Origin of the sequence: Candidatus Fusobacterium pullicola (assembly GCA_018883725.1) — a bacterium.
Classification (GTDB): domain Bacteria; phylum Fusobacteriota; class Fusobacteriia; order Fusobacteriales; family Fusobacteriaceae; genus Fusobacterium_A; species Fusobacterium_A pullicola.
This window is the reverse complement of sequence record JAHLFN010000018.1, coordinates 22,666-41,075: the sequence shown is the minus strand read 5'-3', so window position 1 is coordinate 41,075 and position 18,410 is coordinate 22,666. Positions and strand designations below refer to the sequence as shown.

The following is an 18,410-nucleotide window of genomic DNA, read 5'->3' as shown; positions in this document are numbered from 1 at the left end:
AACAAGCAGTCTAAAACTAAAAAGAACCGTAGGAACTACGGGGTTAGCTTGGTAAATATAGTTGGCTAACAAAAGCAACTACTTCCCAAGAAGAAGCTCCCACTTCAAAAATTACAAAGTAATTTTAAGTGGGAGAGGTTCACTAATAATCAATTGTATTAGAATTAATTAATTTATTTATATTCACCTAACATAAATCTATAAAATGATGGATTTACATATATCTCTTTAGTTTTTAATTTTAAATTCTTATTCTTAGCTAATTCTTTTATTAAAGCATCTGATTTTTCAGGTAAAGTTAATATGTAAGCATCATACTCTCCCTGACTAGCTATGTTTACAGTTAATTTTTGAAATCCGTCTATTTTTTCAGTTTGCATGAATGGTTGCCACCAAGAATCATATATAAGTCCTTTTTCATCAACTTCATCTTTTTTAGCATATTTTTTAATTATTTCAACAAATTTAATTTTATCTTCTTTATTCTTAAATTCAAATTGTAGATCATATTCAAGAGGAGTAATGACAATTTGCCCGTTATTCATAACAATATTAGGTGTTGCAGGTTCTCCCCACTCTGGCATATGAAGATATGCTGAAGTTTTCGGTTCAATTTGAACTTTTGCATCTATTCCTTCACTTTTCATAAGGGCAATAAGTTGATCAGCATGTTTTATTCCGTTATGACCATAAGTTAGAGTAAGTTCTGGATTAAAGTTTGCATAAGTATCTCTTATTTTTACATTGTATCCTGTTGTAAGTCCTTTAGATAAAGCTATGTTTAAAGTATCAATTAAAAAGTTCTTTTCTATAGGTTTAAATGTTGAATATTTTTTATTTATTCTCTCAATAATTCCTTTATCAGAGATATCTCCTAAAGAATTTTCACTCATATCTTTAAAGTCAGCAACATATAAATTTAATTTATCTTCTATATTTATTGGTGTATTTAGATCAGCAACATTTAAAGCTCCTATATCAACTAAAACAGCTTTTTGTGAAAGTTCTTCTAAACTTTCTCTTTTTAGATTTTTATACCCTTTTAAACTTTTTTCTATTTTTTCCTTTGAATATGTATTAGATAATTCATACATATTCATTTCTTTTAGAATCTCATTATAGATATCCTTAGCAAATAATGAAAGACTTAATAGTAGACTTCCTAATAGTACTTTTTTTTTCATTCTTTTCTCCTTAAAATAGTTTATAATATATAGTATATCATATTTTTTTAAAGAAATATAAATAAATTTAGATACAGTATAGCAATTATATTGTTTATTTTTATTCATAAATCCTCCTCCTTATTGGATATATTTTACATTTTTTAGTTTAAAAAGTAAAGTACAGACAAAAATGTCTGTACTTTACAAAAATGAAGAAAAAGGTTTATAATTATATTACAACAGAAGGGGAGGAGTGATACAATGAAAAGAGTAGTAATAGTTGGAGGAGTAGCTGGAGGAGCTTCAGCAGCTGCAAGATTAAGAAGATTGAGTGAAGATTTAGAAATAATAATATTTGAAAAAGGAAGCTATGTTTCTTTTGCAAATTGTGGATTACCTTATCATATAGGTGAAGTTATTCAAAATAGAGAGAGTTTACTTTTACAGACTCCAGAAAGTCTAAAAGCAAGATTTAATATTGATGTAAGAGTAAATAGTGAAGTTATAGAAGTTAATTCATCTGAAAAAAAAATTAAAGTAAAGATGGATGATGGTAGAGAGATGGATGAAAAGTTTGATTTTTTAATACTTGCTCCTGGAGCAAAACCATTGGTACCTAATATAAAGGGAATAGAAAATAGTAAAATTTTAACATTAAGAAATATGAATGATATGGACAAAATAAAAGAAAAATTAGGATCGAAGAATATAAAAAGAGCAGTGGTAGTAGGAGGGGGATATGTAGGAGTAGAAACAGCAGAAAATATCTCTCATTTAGGAATAACAACGACACTTATAGAGGCAGCACCAAATATATTAGCTCCATTTGATGGAGAGATGGTAAATATTTTAGAGTATGAGATAGTTAACAATGGAATAAATTTAATGACTGGAGAGAAGGTTATTGAATTTAGAGAAAAAAATAGAGGAATAGAGATTATACTAGAGAGCAATAAAGTAGTAGAGACTGATATAGTTATATTGGCTATAGGAGTAATTCCAGATACAAAATTCTTATCCAATTCAGGAGTATTATTGGGAGAAAAGGGACACATTTTAGTAAATGATGAGTTAGAGACTAATATTCCTGGAATATATGCGGTGGGAGATGCTATATTAGTAAAAAATTATATAACTAATGAGAGCAGTGCTATTCCGTTAGCTGGACCTGCTAATAGACAAGGAAGAATAGTAGCAGGAAATATAGAAAATAGAAATGAGAAATATAAAGGTAGTTTAGGTACTGCAATAATAAAAGTATTTGGACTAACAGGAGCATCTACTGGATTAAATGAACGGGCAGTAAAAAGATTAAATATTTCATATGAAAGAATTTATTTGCATCCTAATGATCATGCATCATATTATCCTGGAGCTACACCAATAAGTATAAAGTTAATTTATGAAAAAGGTAGTGGAAAAATTCTTGGAGCTCAAGTTATTGGTATAAAGGGAGTAGATAAATTTATTGATGTCATAGCAACAACTATAAAATTTGGTGGAAAACTTGAGGATTTAGCAGAGTTAGAATTAGCTTATGCTCCGCCATTTTCCTCAGCTAAATCTCCTATTAACATGGCAGGATTTGTAGGATTAAATCTTGAAGAGGGATTAGTTGAGCAAATAGTAATGGAAGACTTAAAAAATTATGATAAAAATAAACAGATTATCTTAGATGTTAGAGAAGAGGTTGAAGTAGCAACTGGAAAAATAGACAATAGTATAAATATTCCTTTGAGTGAGCTAAGAAAAAGATTTATAGAATTACCTAAGGATAAGGAAATTTTAATATACTGTGCTGTTGGATTGAGGGGATATATTGCAAGTAGATTCTTATTACAAAATGGGTATAGAGTAAAAAATATTGCTGGAGGAATAAAATCCAAAATTAAAGATATTCACTTTATAGATAAAAGTAATAATCAAAATAAAATAGAGAGTGCTAGTATAATTGAAGGAGAATACTTAGATTTATCAGGACTTTCTTGTCCGGGGCCACTAGTAAAAATAAAAGAAAGAATAGATAATTTGAAAGAAGAAGAGATATTAAAGGTAAAAGTATCAGATCCAGGTTTTTATAATGATATTCAAAGTTGGTGTAAAACAACTAAAAATAGTTTATTATCACTTGAGAAAAAGAATGGATATATTTTTGCAACTTTAAAAAAATCAGGTGTGACTAAAAACAATGATAATAAAATAATAGAAACAAAAGACGGAGTTACAATAAAATAGTAATCAACTTCCAATTTCTAAAATGAATTTTTTTGGAATAGGAGCAAAATTGATAAGATGGGTAATGAAACAAAAAAATATAATGTCTTTAGAAGAGTTAATGAAAAAAGCCATTGAAAGTGGTGTTGAAATAACTGCCTGTACTATGTCTATGGACGTTATGGGAATAACTCAAGAAGAATTAATAGATGGAATAAACTATGGTGGAGTAGGACAATATTTAGGAGCAACAGAAGGAGCAAATACTAATCTTTTTATTTAAAATACAACAATAAAAAAGGGTACTATGTGTGTAGTAGCCCTTTTTTATTTTTTTCCCTTTTGCCAATTAATTTTAGTAAAAAATGAAATATTTCATCATTATCTTTTTTAAAGCATCTTTCTTGTGAATAATCAAAATCGCTATACACTCCTATTCTATTTTTAGGATTTGAAACAGGATATTCCGAAACTCCCTTTCTAAGAAGTTCTATTTTAGGAAGAGAACTATTCTTACATCCTTCAACAATTATAATATCCATATCTTTCATTAAATCCATCATAGCTTCGAGAGTATTTTCTTTTTTTTCAATTAAAAGCCATTTATTTCTAGAAAAAACAATACTTTTTTGAGCACTACTATTAAAATGTTGAAAATTGTCTTCTAAATAATTAATGGTTTCAAAATCATGTCCATCATGTTTAATAGTTCCAACTTTAAGATCATATTTACTAAAAAATTTTACAAGTTTATTTACTAATGTAGTTTTACCAGTATTTTTATATCCACAAATTTGTAAAATAAAAGGTTTTATAGTTCCCATATTACTATCTCCTCACCACTTTTTATACCCTCACTTCCAGCAGGAATATCAATAAGGACATTACATCCTCTCATACTTCCAAGAGCGTAAGAACTATGTAATCCATTTGGAATTTCAACTTTACCATTACTATATCTTCCTCTTATAAATCTTCTCTTATCTCCACCTTTAGGAAAATCAGAAATAAGTACTCCACTATTCTTTTTTAAAGGTAGTAATGGATCTTTTTGTAAGGCTCCTAATATATATCTCCCTAAGAGTTCAAAAGTTACACAGGCAGCAAAAGGATTTCCAGAAAGAGATAGAATAGGACAATTATCAATTGTAGAAAATAGAGCTGGAGTTCCAGGTTTTAGATTAACCCTCCAGAATAATTTTTTTCCTCTCGCTAATTCAATAGCTTCATGAAAAATATCTTTTTCTCCAACAGATACTCCACCAGTAGTAAATATGATATCTACTTGTGAAGCCAATTCTTTTAATTTTATAGAAGTCTTTAAAGCACTATCTTCTAGATACTCAAATATACTTACTTCATATCCCAATTCTTTTAATCTTTGAGTAAGGAGCATTCCATTACTATCAAAAATTTTACCAGCTTTCAAAGTTTCCCAGGGGCTAGAAACCTCATCGCCACTAATAAGAAGAGCTATTTTAATTTTTTTATATACTTTAATTTTTGTAACTCCAATACTAGAGAGAAGAGCAAGATTTATATAATCAAGTTTTTCTCCTTTTTTTAAAAGTAACTCTCCTTTTCGAAAATCTTCACCTAAAAAACAGATATTACTTCCTTTTTTTCCAAATTTTTTAATAATAACTTTTCCATTATAAAATATACAATTTTCTTGTGGGATTACAATATCACAGTGAACGGGAATTTTTGCTCCAGTCATTATTCTATATACTTCATTATCTTTTAAATTAAAAGAGCAATCATCTCCAGCGTAAATAGTAGAGTTAATTGTAAATTCAAAATTTTCTTTTAAATTTTTAAAATTTAAAGTTATTCCATCCATAGCACTTTTTGAAAAAGGAGGCTGATTAATAGGAGAATAAATATCTTCTGCTAGTATATATCCTAAACCTTTAGATATATCAATCTCTTCTATTTCAACATCTTTTATATTGTTTTCAAAAATTTTATATGCCTCTTCTATCTCAATATTTTTTCTCATCTTATCCTCGCTTTATATATTTTTCATAATCCTCTGGGGTATTTATATTAATAAAATATTTTTCAGATATTTTTAATTCATTCATTGATAATTTTAAGCAATTATTATTTTTAAATATATCTTGTAATTTATAGTTTTTCTCTTCTTTCATTTTTCTTAATTTTGGAAGTAATTTTTTAGTATACAAAGCTCCAAGTGGATAGCTTAAATTATTATTATCAAAGAGAATAACTCCGTTATAGTTTTTTAGATTTTCAAGAAGTTTTATAAAAATTTCTTTATTCATAAATGGCATATCACAACCAATAATAAAAAGGATATCTTCTGAACAGATTTCTAAAGTATGGATAATGGCTTCAAAAGGTGTATAATTTATATTTTCGTCATATATATAGTTAACATTTTTATCACTGCAATACTCTTTTTTGGTTGAGATATAGATTTTTTCATTTTTAAAATTTTCTATAAGAGTATCTAAAAAGGTGGAACTATTAAATAATAGCTCTCCTTTTTGACAATACCCCATTCTGCTTCCTTTACCACCAGCTAAGATTAAAATACCTCTATTCATATTTAATCTTTTCTTATCCAAATAAGTATATTTAATAAAACATAGAAAATAATTCCAGAAGTTAAATAAAGTTGTATTCCTGATAATTGAGTTAAGAACATAGCTAAATCTGAATAGCCAATAGTTTTTAGATATCCACTCATTTTAGTTGTTGCCACAATACCTATTGCCATAGGGAATGTAAGACTAGCGAAAGCTGGAGAAAAACCAAATGAGAAAAACTTAGGAAGCTTATAAATTATAAATACAAGTGCAAGTAGTACACAGATATATAAGTATCCTAGTAGATAAATATTAGGATCTTTTACACTATTTAGATAACTTACAGTACATAGAGAGCTTGGTGCAAGTACAATAGCTTGTGTATGATAGAAAACATCTTTAAGTTCATGCTTTATTAAACGATGAATCATAAAAGGAATAATTAGGGTAAATATTCCAATTCCGTAGTAAGTTACAAGCTTTCCTATAGTAGGTTCCTTCATTACTCCACCAACAACTACCGATACCATTATACCATTATAAGTAACAAAATAGCTAGGAACAAAAGTATCTATATTGAAATTTGTTATTATATTTCTATAAGTAAATATAAAAATATGTAGAGCATGTAAGCCTAAACCTAATGACCAAAATATTTTTCCTATTACTGGATTAAAATCAAATATATAACTTCCAAGTATCATCATAAGCATAGTAAATCCAGCATAAAGACTACTAGGAACAGTTGTTTTATATTCTGTTTTACAAGTTTCAAATATTATAAAAAATCTAATTAAGTATATTAACCAAATTGCTAGTGCAGAAATCATAGTGATATGACGCACCAGAGGAAATCCTTGGACTAGATATACATTTGATAAAGTACAAGCTCCTACCATTGTAGGTAATAAAGGTACAGGCATTTTTTTTAATCTGTCTGTCATTAATTATTTCACCTCATTAATAAGTAAATTCAAAATTATCTGTCACGTGAAAAAAGTCTGAATAGTCTATATCAAATAGTCTTTTTTTAACTTTTGATACATCTATTTTTAAACGGATAAGCTGAGTTAAGATTCCAGCATATGAAAGATCCCCTTGTAGAAGAGCTCCATAAATAATTCCATTTTTATGTACAATTTTTTTGTAATTACCAAAATTATCTAATTCAATTTCTTCAGTATAGCTATCATCATAACCAGAAGTTATTCCAAGAGACATAGTTGGAATATCTAAAAAATTCATAGTTGCTTTGCTAGCAAAAAAATCATCCATATCTTTATTTAAGCCACTCATGTTATATGCTGCTATTATTCCTTCTTTTACAGCTACAGGCCAAATAGGTGATTTCCCACTGACATCTCCAGCTCCATAGATATTTGATATATTTGTTTTTCCTTTTTCATTAAATAGAAGTCCTTTATTGTCACAAGCTACTTCACTTCCTTCTAGAAATCTTATATTAGCTCTAATCCCAGCAGCACTAATAAGTAAATCACAAGGAATTATCTCTCCACTTTTTAATGTTACACTTTTAATAGTTCCATCTATATTTTCAATAGAGGCTATTCCATTGCTATAGTATTGCTTTAATCCTTCTTTCTCGAAAGCTTTTTCATAGACAGAAGCAGTATAGTTATCAAGTTGAAGAGGTAACATTCTATCTCCCATTTCAATAAGATAAAGATTTTTATCTTTATGAAGTAATCCTGCAGCAGCATCTATACCGACAAGTCCTCCACCCATGATTACTATATTCTTAATATTAGGAAGCATCTCTTCAATTTTTTCAACATCTTCAAAGTTTCTAAAACCAACTAAATTTTTAGCTCCATCAATACCATCAATTTTAGGAATAAATGAATGAGAACCAGAAGCTATAAGTAATTTATCATATTTAACTTCGTTATCATTATCTAATTTTACACATTGAAGTTTTGTATTTATTCCTATTACTTCTCTTCCTTTTATCCATTCAATTTTATTTTTTTCAATAAAATTGTCCTCAACAAAGGATAATTTTTTCAAATCTCTAATTCCTTTTAAATGATGATATAGAATACAACGAGAGTAAATATCCGTATCTTTAGATATGATAATTATTTCAGAGTTAGGATTTAATTCACGAAGTTTTTTTGCTGCATTAATTCCAGCAGCACTAGCTCCAATTATAACAAATCTCATTATTTTTTCACCTCTTCAAATGTTATAGCTCCCATAGGACAACGTTTTACACATTCAGGATCTGCCTCTTTTCCATTGAAAGAGCACATATCACATTTCATAATCTCTTTTTGAGTTAATGTATCACTTTTTAGAACTCCATAAGGACAAGCCATAATACACATATAGCAACTAGCACATTGTTCTTTATTATATTCAACATAACCAGTTTCACTATTTTTACTCATAGCTCCAGTCATACATGTAAATACACACTCTGGTAAGTCACAATGTCTACAAAATATTGGAGCAGGTTTCTTATGAGAGTCAATAGTGATTCTATTCCTAGAATCACTTGAATCATGAGCTACACAGCAAGCAGTTACACAAGTTAAACAACCTACACATTTTTTTCTATCTATTTTAATACGTTTCATAATCTATTATTCTCCCTTTAAAAAGATATTTACTACAGCACTTTTGTAAGATGGTTCTTTTGAATAAGCATCGTATACAGAAGCAGTTAATTTATTACATTCAATATAGTGAATAGGAGCAAAGAGTTCATTAAATTTAACATCTTCAGTTAGCATAGCAATAAATTCAGCACTGTGTCCATTTTTAGATTTAACAAGAACTTTATCATTTTCATTTATACCTTTTAGTTCTGCTAATTTTGGATTAATATATAGATAGGCTTCTTTAGATACAGCATCGATAACAAATGGAATTTCTCTAGTTCTACTTTGAGTATGCCATTGTCCAACTGTTCCTCTTCCAGTATTAAATATATAAGGAAACTCTTCACTTGTAGGAAGAGGATTTTCGGCTACTTTTTCAAATAGGAATTTTGCTTTTTTATTAGGAGTAAAGTATTTTCCATCTTCATATAATCTTCTTTCATCACTATTTAGTTTATCTCCAACTTTAAATGGCCATTGAATACCATGACTTTCAGCAAGAGCTTCATATTCAACCCCTGTGATATCACAAGGCATACCTTCAGAACATTGTTTCATAAAGTTAAAAGCATCTTTAGGAGTTTTCCAATTTTGGGTAATATCTTCTAATCCTAAAGCTTTAGCTACTCCATAGAAAATTTCATAGTCCATCAATTCATTTTCAGCCTTTTCAAGACAAGGTCTTACAGCTGATAATCTTCTTTCTAAATTTATAACTGTTCCTTCTTTCTTAACTCCAGGTACAGCAGGTAAATAGATATCACACATTTCAGAAGTTTCTGTATCATCATATATATCTTGTACAATTAAAAGTTCAAGTTTTTCCATAGCTTCTCTAAAAGTTTCGTTATTAGTCCAAGAATGACGTGGATTTGTACATACTACCCAAAGAGCTTTTATTTCACCAGAATTGATACTTTCTACAATTCTATTATATGGAAGTGTAGGTTTGTCAATAAGTAATGACTCTTCTACTCCTAGAGCTTTAGCAACTTTTGTACGACGATTAGGATTATCGAAATCCCCACCACCGAATAGTCCAGTTGTATTGCTAAATACCCTTGATCCCATAGCATTACTTTGTCCAGTAATAGAGTTAGCTCCTGTTCCTTCTCTACCTATATTACCAGTCATAAGAGCTAAGTTGATAATAGCTTGTACACTTCTTACAGCTTCATGTCCCTGATTGATTCCCATAGTCCACCAAAAAGAAACTCTTTCACCAGAATGAATTAATTCTACTAATTCTTCAATTTTTTCTTGAGGAATACCACATATTTTTGAAGCTTTTTCCACAGTATAATCTTTCACGAATTCTTTAAATGCTTCAAAATTTTCAGTATTTTCTTCGATATAATTTTTATCAGTATAGTTTTTTTCAATAATTAAGTTAGCTAATGTATAGAATAGAGTTAAATCTGTTTTTGAGTTTATTCCATACCAATAGTCAGAATTTTTAGCTGTTTCTGAATAACGTGGATCAATAGTTATAACTTTTTTATTAGGATTATTTCTAACTCTTCCCCAAAGTATAGGATGAGCTATAACAGGATTAGCTCCTATAAATATTATTGTATCAGAAAGCTCTAAATCTTTAAGTGTATACCCAGGTGCATCAAACCCAAAACTTTGTTTATAAGCTACAGCTGCTGTAGCCATACATAGACGAGTGTTACCATCTACATTAGCTTTTAAATGGTTTCTCATCATATGTCCAAATATAGCAAACTCTTCTAAAGTCATTTGTCCAGTACTAAGAGCAGCTACACTTTCATTCCCATATTTTTCCCTTATTTCATTTAATCTTCTAGCTACTTCATTAAAACCTTTATCCCAACTTAAATATTCAAAATTACCATCAGTTTTTTTAATACGAGGTAGTGGATTAGGTTTAAATTTTGTTTGCTGTTTGTCTAAAGATATTCCTTTTACACAACTAAAACCGTCATTAACAGGATATCCTTTTGTAGGAACAATTTTTATAATCTTGTTATTTTCAACATAAAAATCAAGATTACAATCAATTGCACAGTAGTTACATGTTGATTGAATTTTTTTCATTTGTTTCTCCCTCTCTTTAATTTTTAATTTACTTTCTTGACAATAATTCCATGTAATTTCTATCACGGAGAAATATCATGTTTTCTAATTTTATTATATAAAATTTTATAATATTTCTCTGTGATACTAATCACTGGAAGTGTGAAAAAAGAAGAGATTATTACTATAATTAATTTTGAGATTAAATAGTAATAGTTCTCTTCTTTCTTTAATATTATAGAATATATTTAATTAAATTTAAAATTAATATTTTACACCTTTCCAATATATAGGGGTTAAAACTTCGGTTTCTGATGAGATATTAACATCTTTAAGAGCCCATTTTTTGAATTCTTCAAATCCTGTTCTATCTACAATATATCCGATATGTTCCTTTCCACCAGGAGCATCTTTAGCAATATATTCAGTAACATAGTCATAAGTATTTAAGATAATTTTAGTTATAGTTTCTTCATCAGTCCATTTTAAGAAATCTTCTCCTAAACGTGGGTTTTTCTTTCCAGTACGTCCCATGATAGTGAGTCTGTAGTATTTTTTCTTACTTCTAGTCCAAGCCATATTAGGACAATTAATTATACATTCTCCACATCCAATACATCTTTGATGATCTCTTTGAGGTCTATAGTTTACTCCAGTTAGAGCTCCAGTGGATTTTTTCTTACATGCTCTCACACAAGCACCACAGCTGATACATCTATCAGGTTCAAACTGAGGAAGTGTCATACCCATTATTCCGAAGTCATGCATTCTAACTTTAGCACAATCATTAGGGCATCCAGTTAAAGCTATTTTAAAGTGTAAGTCATGTGGAAATACAGCTTTTTCTATTCTTTTGGCAAAAGATGAAGTGTCATAACAAGCAAATGGACACACACGATTACCAATACAAGCTGTAATATTTCTAGTTCCAGCAGCTGAATATCCTTTGTTTTTTTCAGGTTGATTAATTCCAAGTCCCTCGATAATAGGTTGTAATTTAGCATTTACTTCTGGTATTTTTTCAAAAGGAATTCCAGGAATTTCAAAACCTTGACGACTTGTTAAATGAACAGTTCCGTTTCCATAAGTTTGAGCTATCTCTTGAATCATAGAAAGAAATTGAGCATCTAAGTGTCCTCCGGGAACACGTACTCTAGAAGCTGTTATTCCACGTTCTTTAGTAACTCTAAAAGCGTTTTTCTTAATTTTTTTTGTATTTATATCCATCATAATTTTACTCCTAATCTAATAAAGTACGTCCTTTAACATAATTAAAAACAGGACCATCTACACATATATAAACATCTCCTATTTTACAATGTCCACACTTACCAATACCGCAACACATCTTTCTTTCTTGAGATATCCAAATATTTTCTTCTTTAAATCCAGCTTCTAAAAGAGCAAGAGCAGAGAATTTCATCATAGCTGGAGGTCCAACTACTACTGCTACAGCCTTAGATACATCTTTGAATTTAAGTTGAGGTATATACTTTGTTACAAGACCAACTTTATATTCAGCTGTCTCTTCTCCACTATCTACAGTAAGAATATATTCCATTTTCTCTTTCCATTTAGGAATATCCTCTTTAAACAAAATAAATTCTGGAGACTTAAAACCAGTAATAAGTTTCATACTTTGTACTTCATTAATATGTTCGGTAAAGTACTCAATTACTCCTCTTACTGGAGAAACACCAGTACCACCAGCAACTATGACTAACTCTTTATCTTTATAAAGATCTACATCAAATCCATTCCCATAAGGACCTCTTATGAAAAGTTTCTCTCCAACATATTTTTCAAAAATTTCATTAGTAACTTTTCCAACTCTTCTGATAGTAAAATCAATTGTTCCTTCTCCAATTCCACTAACAGATATAGGAGCCTCTCCATATTTAGGTATAGAGATTTCAAAGAATTGACCAGGTTTAACATCTTTTTTTTCATATTTCATTCTAAAAGTATATTCAATATCAGTATGTTTTATAACTTCTACAATTTCAGATAAAAAAGGTAAATATTGATTAATCATTTTTTTTAGTTACCTCCTCCATAGCAGCTTCCAATTTATTAATAGAGTTAGAGAATGATATATATTCTGGGCAAACATCATCGCATCTTCCACATCCTACACACATATGATAACCATTACGTTGTTTAAAATCTAATACTTTGTGTAAAACTTTAAATCTCATACGTTGACCATGTTTCTTACGATAGCTTTCTCCACCAGCAACATCAGTATATCCATCTACCATACAAGAAGCCCATATTCTTCTTCTTTCTCCAACTTTTCCATTATCTGTATAAAAGATATCTTGCATAGTAAAACAAGTACAAGTAGGACATACAAAATTACATCTTCCACAAGCTATACAACGAGAATCATATTCATCCCACATAGTACTTTTGGCTACTTCAGAAGTCAAATCTTTAGGTATATTAACTCTAACATCATTTTCAGTTACAAAGTTAGGAGTAACTTCTAATTCTGTTACAGAGTTAGATTTTAGAAGGGCATTCCAATTTTCCTCTTTACAATCAATATAAAAATCATTGTCTCCATAGTTAATAGCTAAAGAGTATTCATCACTTTTATTACTTTCCATATCTACACAGAAACAATTTTCAAAAGAGTGATTACAACCTATTAGTACAAATTTAACTCTATCTCTTAATCTTTTATAGTAGTAATCCTCTCCACCATTAATTAAATACATTTCATCTAAACGTCTTACAGCATTTAATTCACATGCTCTTAAAAAAACTATACTACCTTTCTTTTTATCATCTGCTTCCTTAACACTTTCTTCTGTAAAATAAAATAATCTTTGAGTAACAGGTAAAATACTCTCCTTAAAAGAATAGTTAGATTTTTTTTCAAACTCTATCTCCTCAATAGAGTTAATTTTTGCATATCTTATACAGTCTGTATCTGAAAAAATTCCACCACCCTCAAAAACTATTGGAGCATAGATATCATAATCATTTTTCAATGATTTAAAAAAATGATTTAGTCCCTCTTTACTAATTTGAAAACCCATATTTATCTTCCTTTCATAATTTTAATTTACTTATTTAATTATATCAAGAGCTAGAAAATAAAGTTGTGATAGGGCTCACGAGTTTCTAAAATATTTTAATAGATTATCTCTATTAACTACAACAAATCTATTTCTTTTTACAATAATTAAATCCTTTTCAGATAAAATTTTTAATTGTCTAGAAACAGTTTCTCTTTTAGAGCCAAGCATATCAGCTAAATAGGAGATAGAAAGATTGAAATTAATCTCTATTCCTTCATCTGTTTCCTTTCCAAAATCTTTAGATAACTTCCAAAGTTTAGAAGCAATTTGCTTATCTAATCTTATAGAATTAGAAGTATTTTTTAATTGATGGTATAATCTCCTAATTTTATAAGCCATTGATTCAATAATGTTTCTAGATAGTTGAAAATCATAACTCATTACCTCTAAAAATTTTTTAGCAGGAATTTCTAATATTTCACAGTCACTAAGTATTTCACAATTTAATGAACTCATATTTTTTTGTAAAATAACCTCATTCAATATTTCACCTTTTCCATATATAAAGATAACTTTTTTATCATGGGAAGAGTTTAATTTATATAGAGATGCAATTCCATCTAAAACAAAATAAATATTATCTACTCGATCTCTATCTAAAAAAAGATGTTCTCCCTTTTTATATTTCTTAATTTTACTATATTTTAATAAATTTTTTTTACTGGAGTTATTAATATTAAAAAAGACTTTTATATTATTAAAATTACCCATTATCCTCCTTTTAAAACTTCAAAGAATAGTTTTTATTTGTTAGAAATACTATATACTTATTATTATTAATTGTCAAATTTATTTTAATAAAAAGATATAAAAGAAAGAAGAGAAATTTGTGAATATTCACATAATTCTCTTCTCAAAATGAAAAATTTTATTAAATTTTTTCTGGTTTAATAACTAAGATATTTTTTTCGTTAATGTATGTCACAAATCCAGGTTTTGCTCCCTTAGGCTTATTGATATATCTCTTTTGAGTATAATCAATACTTATTTTATCACCAGTGAATCCTTTACTATAATAAGCAGCTATTTGAGCAGCTTTTAAAAGAATATCTTCAGTTAAATTTTCACATTTTATAATTACATGAGAACCAGGTATATTTTTAGCATGTAACCATATATCATTTTTATCAGCTATTTTAAAAGTTAGATTATCATTTTCGGTATTATTTCTACCAAAGAGAATTTGATAATTTTCTCCTTCAAAAATACCAAATCCGATTTCTTTATTTTGTTTTTTTACTTTTCCTTTTTTTGCTTGTAACTTCATGTATCCTTGAGATATAAGTTCTTCATGTATAGCTTTTAAATTGTTGATATCATTACTATTTTCAATAAATAATTTAATACTGTTTAAATAGTCTAAATCTTCAGTAACTTCAATAACTCTTCTAGAGTTAGCTTCAAGCCCTCTCTTCAATTTATTATATTTTTTATATATTTTTTCAAGATTTTCTTGAGGGGTATGTTGTGGTTCAAGTGGAATTTTTATCATAGTATCGTTATAGAAATCATAAGTTTCCACAAAGGTCATTCCCTTTTTTATACTATATATACAAGCAGCTAATATGTCCCCTTGTTCCTTATATTTTTCATAATCAGCCTTATCTATCTTCTCCTTTGCTAAGATATCAAGTATTTTTTCATCTTTTTTTATTCTTTTTAAAATATTATCCAGAAGTTGGGTTTTTAAAGAATCGAAACTACTAGATAGATTTTCAGAAGAGATATAAAAGTTTATAGCTTCTCTGAATGATCCAAATTCAATAACCTCATCATATTTAGACTTAGGCAAAATATTGAGAACAGTACCTAAAACAATTCTTTTATTATTTAGAAATATTTTTGGAGATATATTATCACTTAGAATATTTTTGAATTTTTCAAAGGAATCAATATTTTGAAGGAGTAATTTACCAATCCCTTCAACACTCTTCAAAAGAGTTCCCTCTTGAATAGAAGATAAAAATTGATCTTCTTTTATTATTAAAGGAGAAATTTTTTCTTCTATTATAGGTTGCTCATAAGTAATACCAGGAAATAGAGCCCTCAATCTATTTTCTTCCAATGAAAATCTTTTCAATAAATCAATAATTTTATTTTCTCCATCTGTAAAAATAAAGTTAGAGTATTTACCCATTATTTCAAAATAGATATTATAGATTTTCATTTCCCCTAGTTCATTTATTCTGGAAAATTTGAACTGTAAAATTCTATCAAATCCAAGTTGAATTATATCTATTAACATAGCATTCAAAAGATGTTTTTTCATATTAGCTACCATACCAGTGCTACTTTCAAGTACACCCTCTTTTGAATTAGTTATATAACAGATAGGGAAAGATGGATTACAAGAGAATACAAGCTCTATCTTTCCAAAATATATAGATAGAGAAGTTTCAGTATTTTTAGTAATCTTATTTACTTTTTTACCATAAAGATTAGATTTTAATTCCTCTTTAATTTTATTTAAAGAGATACCATCAATATAGAACATTTTTGCTCCTTTTAGTCAGCCTTTATTCCTATTAAATTTTTAGCATCAAGAATATCTAATTCCACTACTTCTCCAGTTGGAGATTTGATAACAAAAGTTTCCTTTGCTGTAGAAGGTAATATTTCAACAACACTAAAGTTTTCTATTCCATGTCCAGCAAAGTAATTTTGAACGATAGGAGTACCTTTAATTTCAACTATAGAAACTCTCTCTCCTACATTAAAATCAACAATAGTAAGTGGTCTGAAATAATCAGTTTTCTCTTGTAAAGCTCCAAGAATTAGCTCAAAAATTTCGATAAAATGACTTAAATCTTTATCAGCTATATTTTCAGTTATACTAGACATAATCATTTTATGATAGTTATTATGATAAGTTAAAGCTTTGCTACCTTTGTCAGTTAAAGAAACGTAAACTTTTCTTCTGTCTGAATTTGAACGAATTCTAGTGATAAATCCCTTTTCAGTAAGCTTAGAAACAGCTACTGTAGCAGTTCCCATAGTTATTCCTATCCTGTCAGAAAGTTCATTCATAGTAAGAGATTCCTCTCCAATAGCTTCTATTAAATGTAATTCTGTATGAGTTAAACACTTAATACCTCTTTTAAGAGCCATATCTTCTGTTTTATAAAAAAGCTTATAAAACTCTTCTAAAATTTCATTTACTTTATTAATATTTTCAGTCATCGCAGTCATATTTTAACCTCTCTTTAAACTATCAATTCTTTCTTTATAATCTCCAGAAAATACATAAGAACCAGCTACAAAAACATTTGCCCCAGCTTCTATACATCTTCCTATAGTTTTATCTGTTATTCCACCATCAACTTGAATATCGACAGTTTTACTTAATGCTCTAACATCTTTTATTTTTTGAACAGAGCTTTCTATAAATTTTTGTCCACCAAAACCAGGATTAACACTCATAACTAACACCATATCAAGGTCATCAATTATATATTTTAGAACATCTACTGGAGTAGCTGGATTTAGAGAAACTCCTGCTTTTTTCCCAGTAGCTTTAATTTGTTGTATTACTCTATGTAAATGTATAGTAGATTCAGCATGAACTACAATGATATCAGCTCCAGCCTTTGCAAAATCTTCAATATATCTTTCTGGTTTATCTATCATTAAGTGAACATCAAAAACCAAGTTAGTTTTATTTCTGATAGCTTTTATTACTGGTGCTCCAAAAGTTAAGTTAGGGACAAAGTGTCCATCCATAACATCTATATGTACATAGTCGGCTCCAGCTTTATCAATAGCTATAACCTCTTCTCCTAATTTGCTAAAATCTGCTGATAATATTGAAGGAGCAATTTTTATATTACTCATATTTATTCCACCTCTCCTGTTTTAATTTTTCATATACTTTTTTATAGAAATTATATCTTTCCTCTAAGATTTCCCCATTTTTAACAGCTTCTTTAATAGCACAAGATGGTTCATTTAGATGAAGACAATTATTAAATTTACAATCTCCTCTATTAGAAAACTCTGGAAAAAGAGCAATAAGTTCTTGAGCATCTTTTATATCAGGTAGTTCTACAGATGAAAATCCGGGAGTATCTATTATATATCCTCCACCAATTAACTCAAGAAGATTGGTATCCTTAGTAGTATGTTTTCCTCTTCTAAGTCTCTTACTTGTTTCACCAGTTTCTAATTTTTTTTCATTTTGTAAAAGATTAATTATACTAGATTTACCAACACCACTTGGACCACCGAAAGCTGTAATTTTATCTTTTAAAAATAATTTTAACTCTTCAATTCCGATGTTTTCTTTTTGTGAAATTAAGAAGTACTTGATATTGATTTTTTCTAAAAATTCTAAACCTTTCTTTAACTCTGTCATTTCACGATCATTAAGCAAATCAATTTTATTGATAATAACCAATGGAGTTATCTTATAATAAAAGCTTCTAAGTAGTAGAAGATTTAATCTTTCATAGTCAATATCTGGATCCTTAGCAGCAAATTGAATAACTAAGTAATCAATATTGGCAACTAAAGGTCTCTCTACCAAATTTTTTCTTTTTTCTACATTTATAATAGAGTTATCTTCAGATATTTCAACAATATCTCCAACAACACAATTATCCTTACTTTCTTTTCTTTTTAAGATACCTCTAAGCTTACATTCATAAACATTATTTTCAGATTTTACATAATAAAATCCTTGTATTTTATTAATAACACGACCTTTAATCTCTATCCCTCCTAGAG

General features: G+C 28.5%; 16 protein-coding genes and 1 pseudogene. 1 reads left to right on the top strand and 16 read right to left on the bottom strand.

The annotated features are described in order from the left end of the window. Positions 1 to 173: 173 nt before the first annotated feature. Positions 174 to 1,184: a hypothetical protein gene (locus tag IAA47_02350; protein ID MBU3841822.1), complete on the bottom strand. Its 1,011-nt coding sequence runs from the start codon at positions 1,182 to 1,184 to the stop codon at positions 174 to 176. A gap of 243 nt (positions 1,185 to 1,427) precedes the next feature. Between IAA47_02350 and IAA47_02345 the strand changes: the two are divergent. Then, positions 1,428 to 3,663: pseudogene (locus tag IAA47_02345) on the top strand (FAD-dependent oxidoreductase). Between the two features lie 22 nt (positions 3,664 to 3,685). Here IAA47_02345 and mobB read toward each other — a convergent pair. The 15 genes from mobB to rsgA all read right to left on the bottom strand — a co-directional run bounded on the left by mobB (position 3,686) and on the right by rsgA (position 18,393). Further along, positions 3,686 to 4,204: a molybdopterin-guanine dinucleotide biosynthesis protein B gene (gene mobB, locus IAA47_02340; GenBank protein MBU3841821.1), complete on the bottom strand. Its 519-nt coding sequence runs from the start codon at positions 4,202 to 4,204 to the stop codon at positions 3,686 to 3,688. Then, positions 4,192 to 5,382 carry a molybdopterin molybdotransferase MoeA gene (locus IAA47_02335; GenBank protein ID MBU3841820.1) on the bottom strand — a complete coding sequence of 397 codons (1,191 nt, stop codon included), beginning with the start codon at positions 5,380 to 5,382 and terminating at the stop codon, positions 4,192 to 4,194. The genes mobB and IAA47_02335 overlap by 13 nt, the downstream gene beginning before the upstream one ends. A 1-nt stretch (position 5,383) precedes the next feature. After that, positions 5,384 to 5,953, bottom strand: coding sequence for a molybdenum cofactor guanylyltransferase (locus IAA47_02330; protein ID MBU3841819.1), 570 nt, complete (start codon positions 5,951 to 5,953; stop codon positions 5,384 to 5,386). 2 nt (positions 5,954 to 5,955) lie between these two features. Beyond that, a complete protein-coding gene (locus IAA47_02325) occupies positions 5,956 to 6,879 on the bottom strand; it encodes a TDT family transporter (protein MBU3841818.1) in 924 nt (307 codons plus the stop codon). 16 nt (positions 6,880 to 6,895) lie between these two features. Further along, on the bottom strand, positions 6,896 to 8,119 hold the full coding sequence (locus IAA47_02320) for an FAD-dependent oxidoreductase (protein MBU3841817.1): 1,224 nt from the start codon (positions 8,117 to 8,119) through the stop codon (positions 6,896 to 6,898). Continuing rightward, the gene (locus tag IAA47_02315) at positions 8,119 to 8,535 is read right to left on the bottom strand and encodes a 4Fe-4S binding protein (protein ID MBU3841816.1); all 417 of its coding nucleotides are present in this window, start codon (positions 8,533 to 8,535) and stop codon (positions 8,119 to 8,121) included. The genes IAA47_02320 and IAA47_02315 overlap by 1 nt, the downstream gene beginning before the upstream one ends. A 6-nt stretch (positions 8,536 to 8,541) precedes the next feature. Beyond that, entirely contained in the window at positions 8,542 to 10,620 is a 2,079-nt protein-coding gene (locus IAA47_02310; protein MBU3841815.1) for a molybdopterin oxidoreductase family protein, read from the bottom strand. Positions 10,621 to 10,863: 243 nt separating this feature from the next. Continuing rightward, on the bottom strand, positions 10,864 to 11,832 hold the full coding sequence (gene asrC, locus IAA47_02305) for a sulfite reductase subunit C (protein ID MBU3841814.1): 969 nt from the start codon (positions 11,830 to 11,832) through the stop codon (positions 10,864 to 10,866). Positions 11,833 to 11,839: 7 nt separating this feature from the next. Next, entirely contained in the window at positions 11,840 to 12,634 is a 795-nt protein-coding gene (gene asrB, locus IAA47_02300; protein MBU3841813.1) for an anaerobic sulfite reductase subunit AsrB, read from the bottom strand. Continuing rightward, the gene (gene asrA, locus IAA47_02295) at positions 12,627 to 13,646 is read right to left on the bottom strand and encodes an anaerobic sulfite reductase subunit AsrA (protein ID MBU3841812.1); all 1,020 of its coding nucleotides are present in this window, start codon (positions 13,644 to 13,646) and stop codon (positions 12,627 to 12,629) included. The genes asrB and asrA overlap by 8 nt, the downstream gene beginning before the upstream one ends. A gap of 75 nt (positions 13,647 to 13,721) precedes the next feature. Further along, complete coding sequence (locus IAA47_02290; GenBank protein ID MBU3841811.1) at positions 13,722 to 14,399, bottom strand: Crp/Fnr family transcriptional regulator; 678 nt, start codon at positions 14,397 to 14,399, stop codon at positions 13,722 to 13,724. Positions 14,400 to 14,559: 160 nt separating this feature from the next. Continuing rightward, the gene (locus IAA47_02285) at positions 14,560 to 16,182 is read right to left on the bottom strand and encodes an NFACT family protein (protein ID MBU3841810.1); all 1,623 of its coding nucleotides are present in this window, start codon (positions 16,180 to 16,182) and stop codon (positions 14,560 to 14,562) included. 11 nt (positions 16,183 to 16,193) lie between these two features. Beyond that, complete coding sequence (locus IAA47_02280) at positions 16,194 to 16,868, bottom strand: MarR family transcriptional regulator (GenBank protein MBU3841809.1); 675 nt, start codon at positions 16,866 to 16,868, stop codon at positions 16,194 to 16,196. Between the two features lie 12 nt (positions 16,869 to 16,880). Further along, entirely contained in the window at positions 16,881 to 17,519 is a 639-nt protein-coding gene (locus IAA47_02275) for a ribulose-phosphate 3-epimerase (GenBank protein ID MBU3841808.1), read from the bottom strand. After that, positions 17,512 to 18,393 (bottom strand): ribosome small subunit-dependent GTPase A, encoded by an 882-nt coding sequence (gene rsgA / locus IAA47_02270; GenBank protein MBU3841807.1) that lies wholly within the window; start codon positions 18,391 to 18,393, stop codon positions 17,512 to 17,514. Before rsgA ends, IAA47_02275 begins: the two co-directional genes overlap by 8 nt. Positions 18,394 to 18,410: the final 17 nt, after the last annotated feature.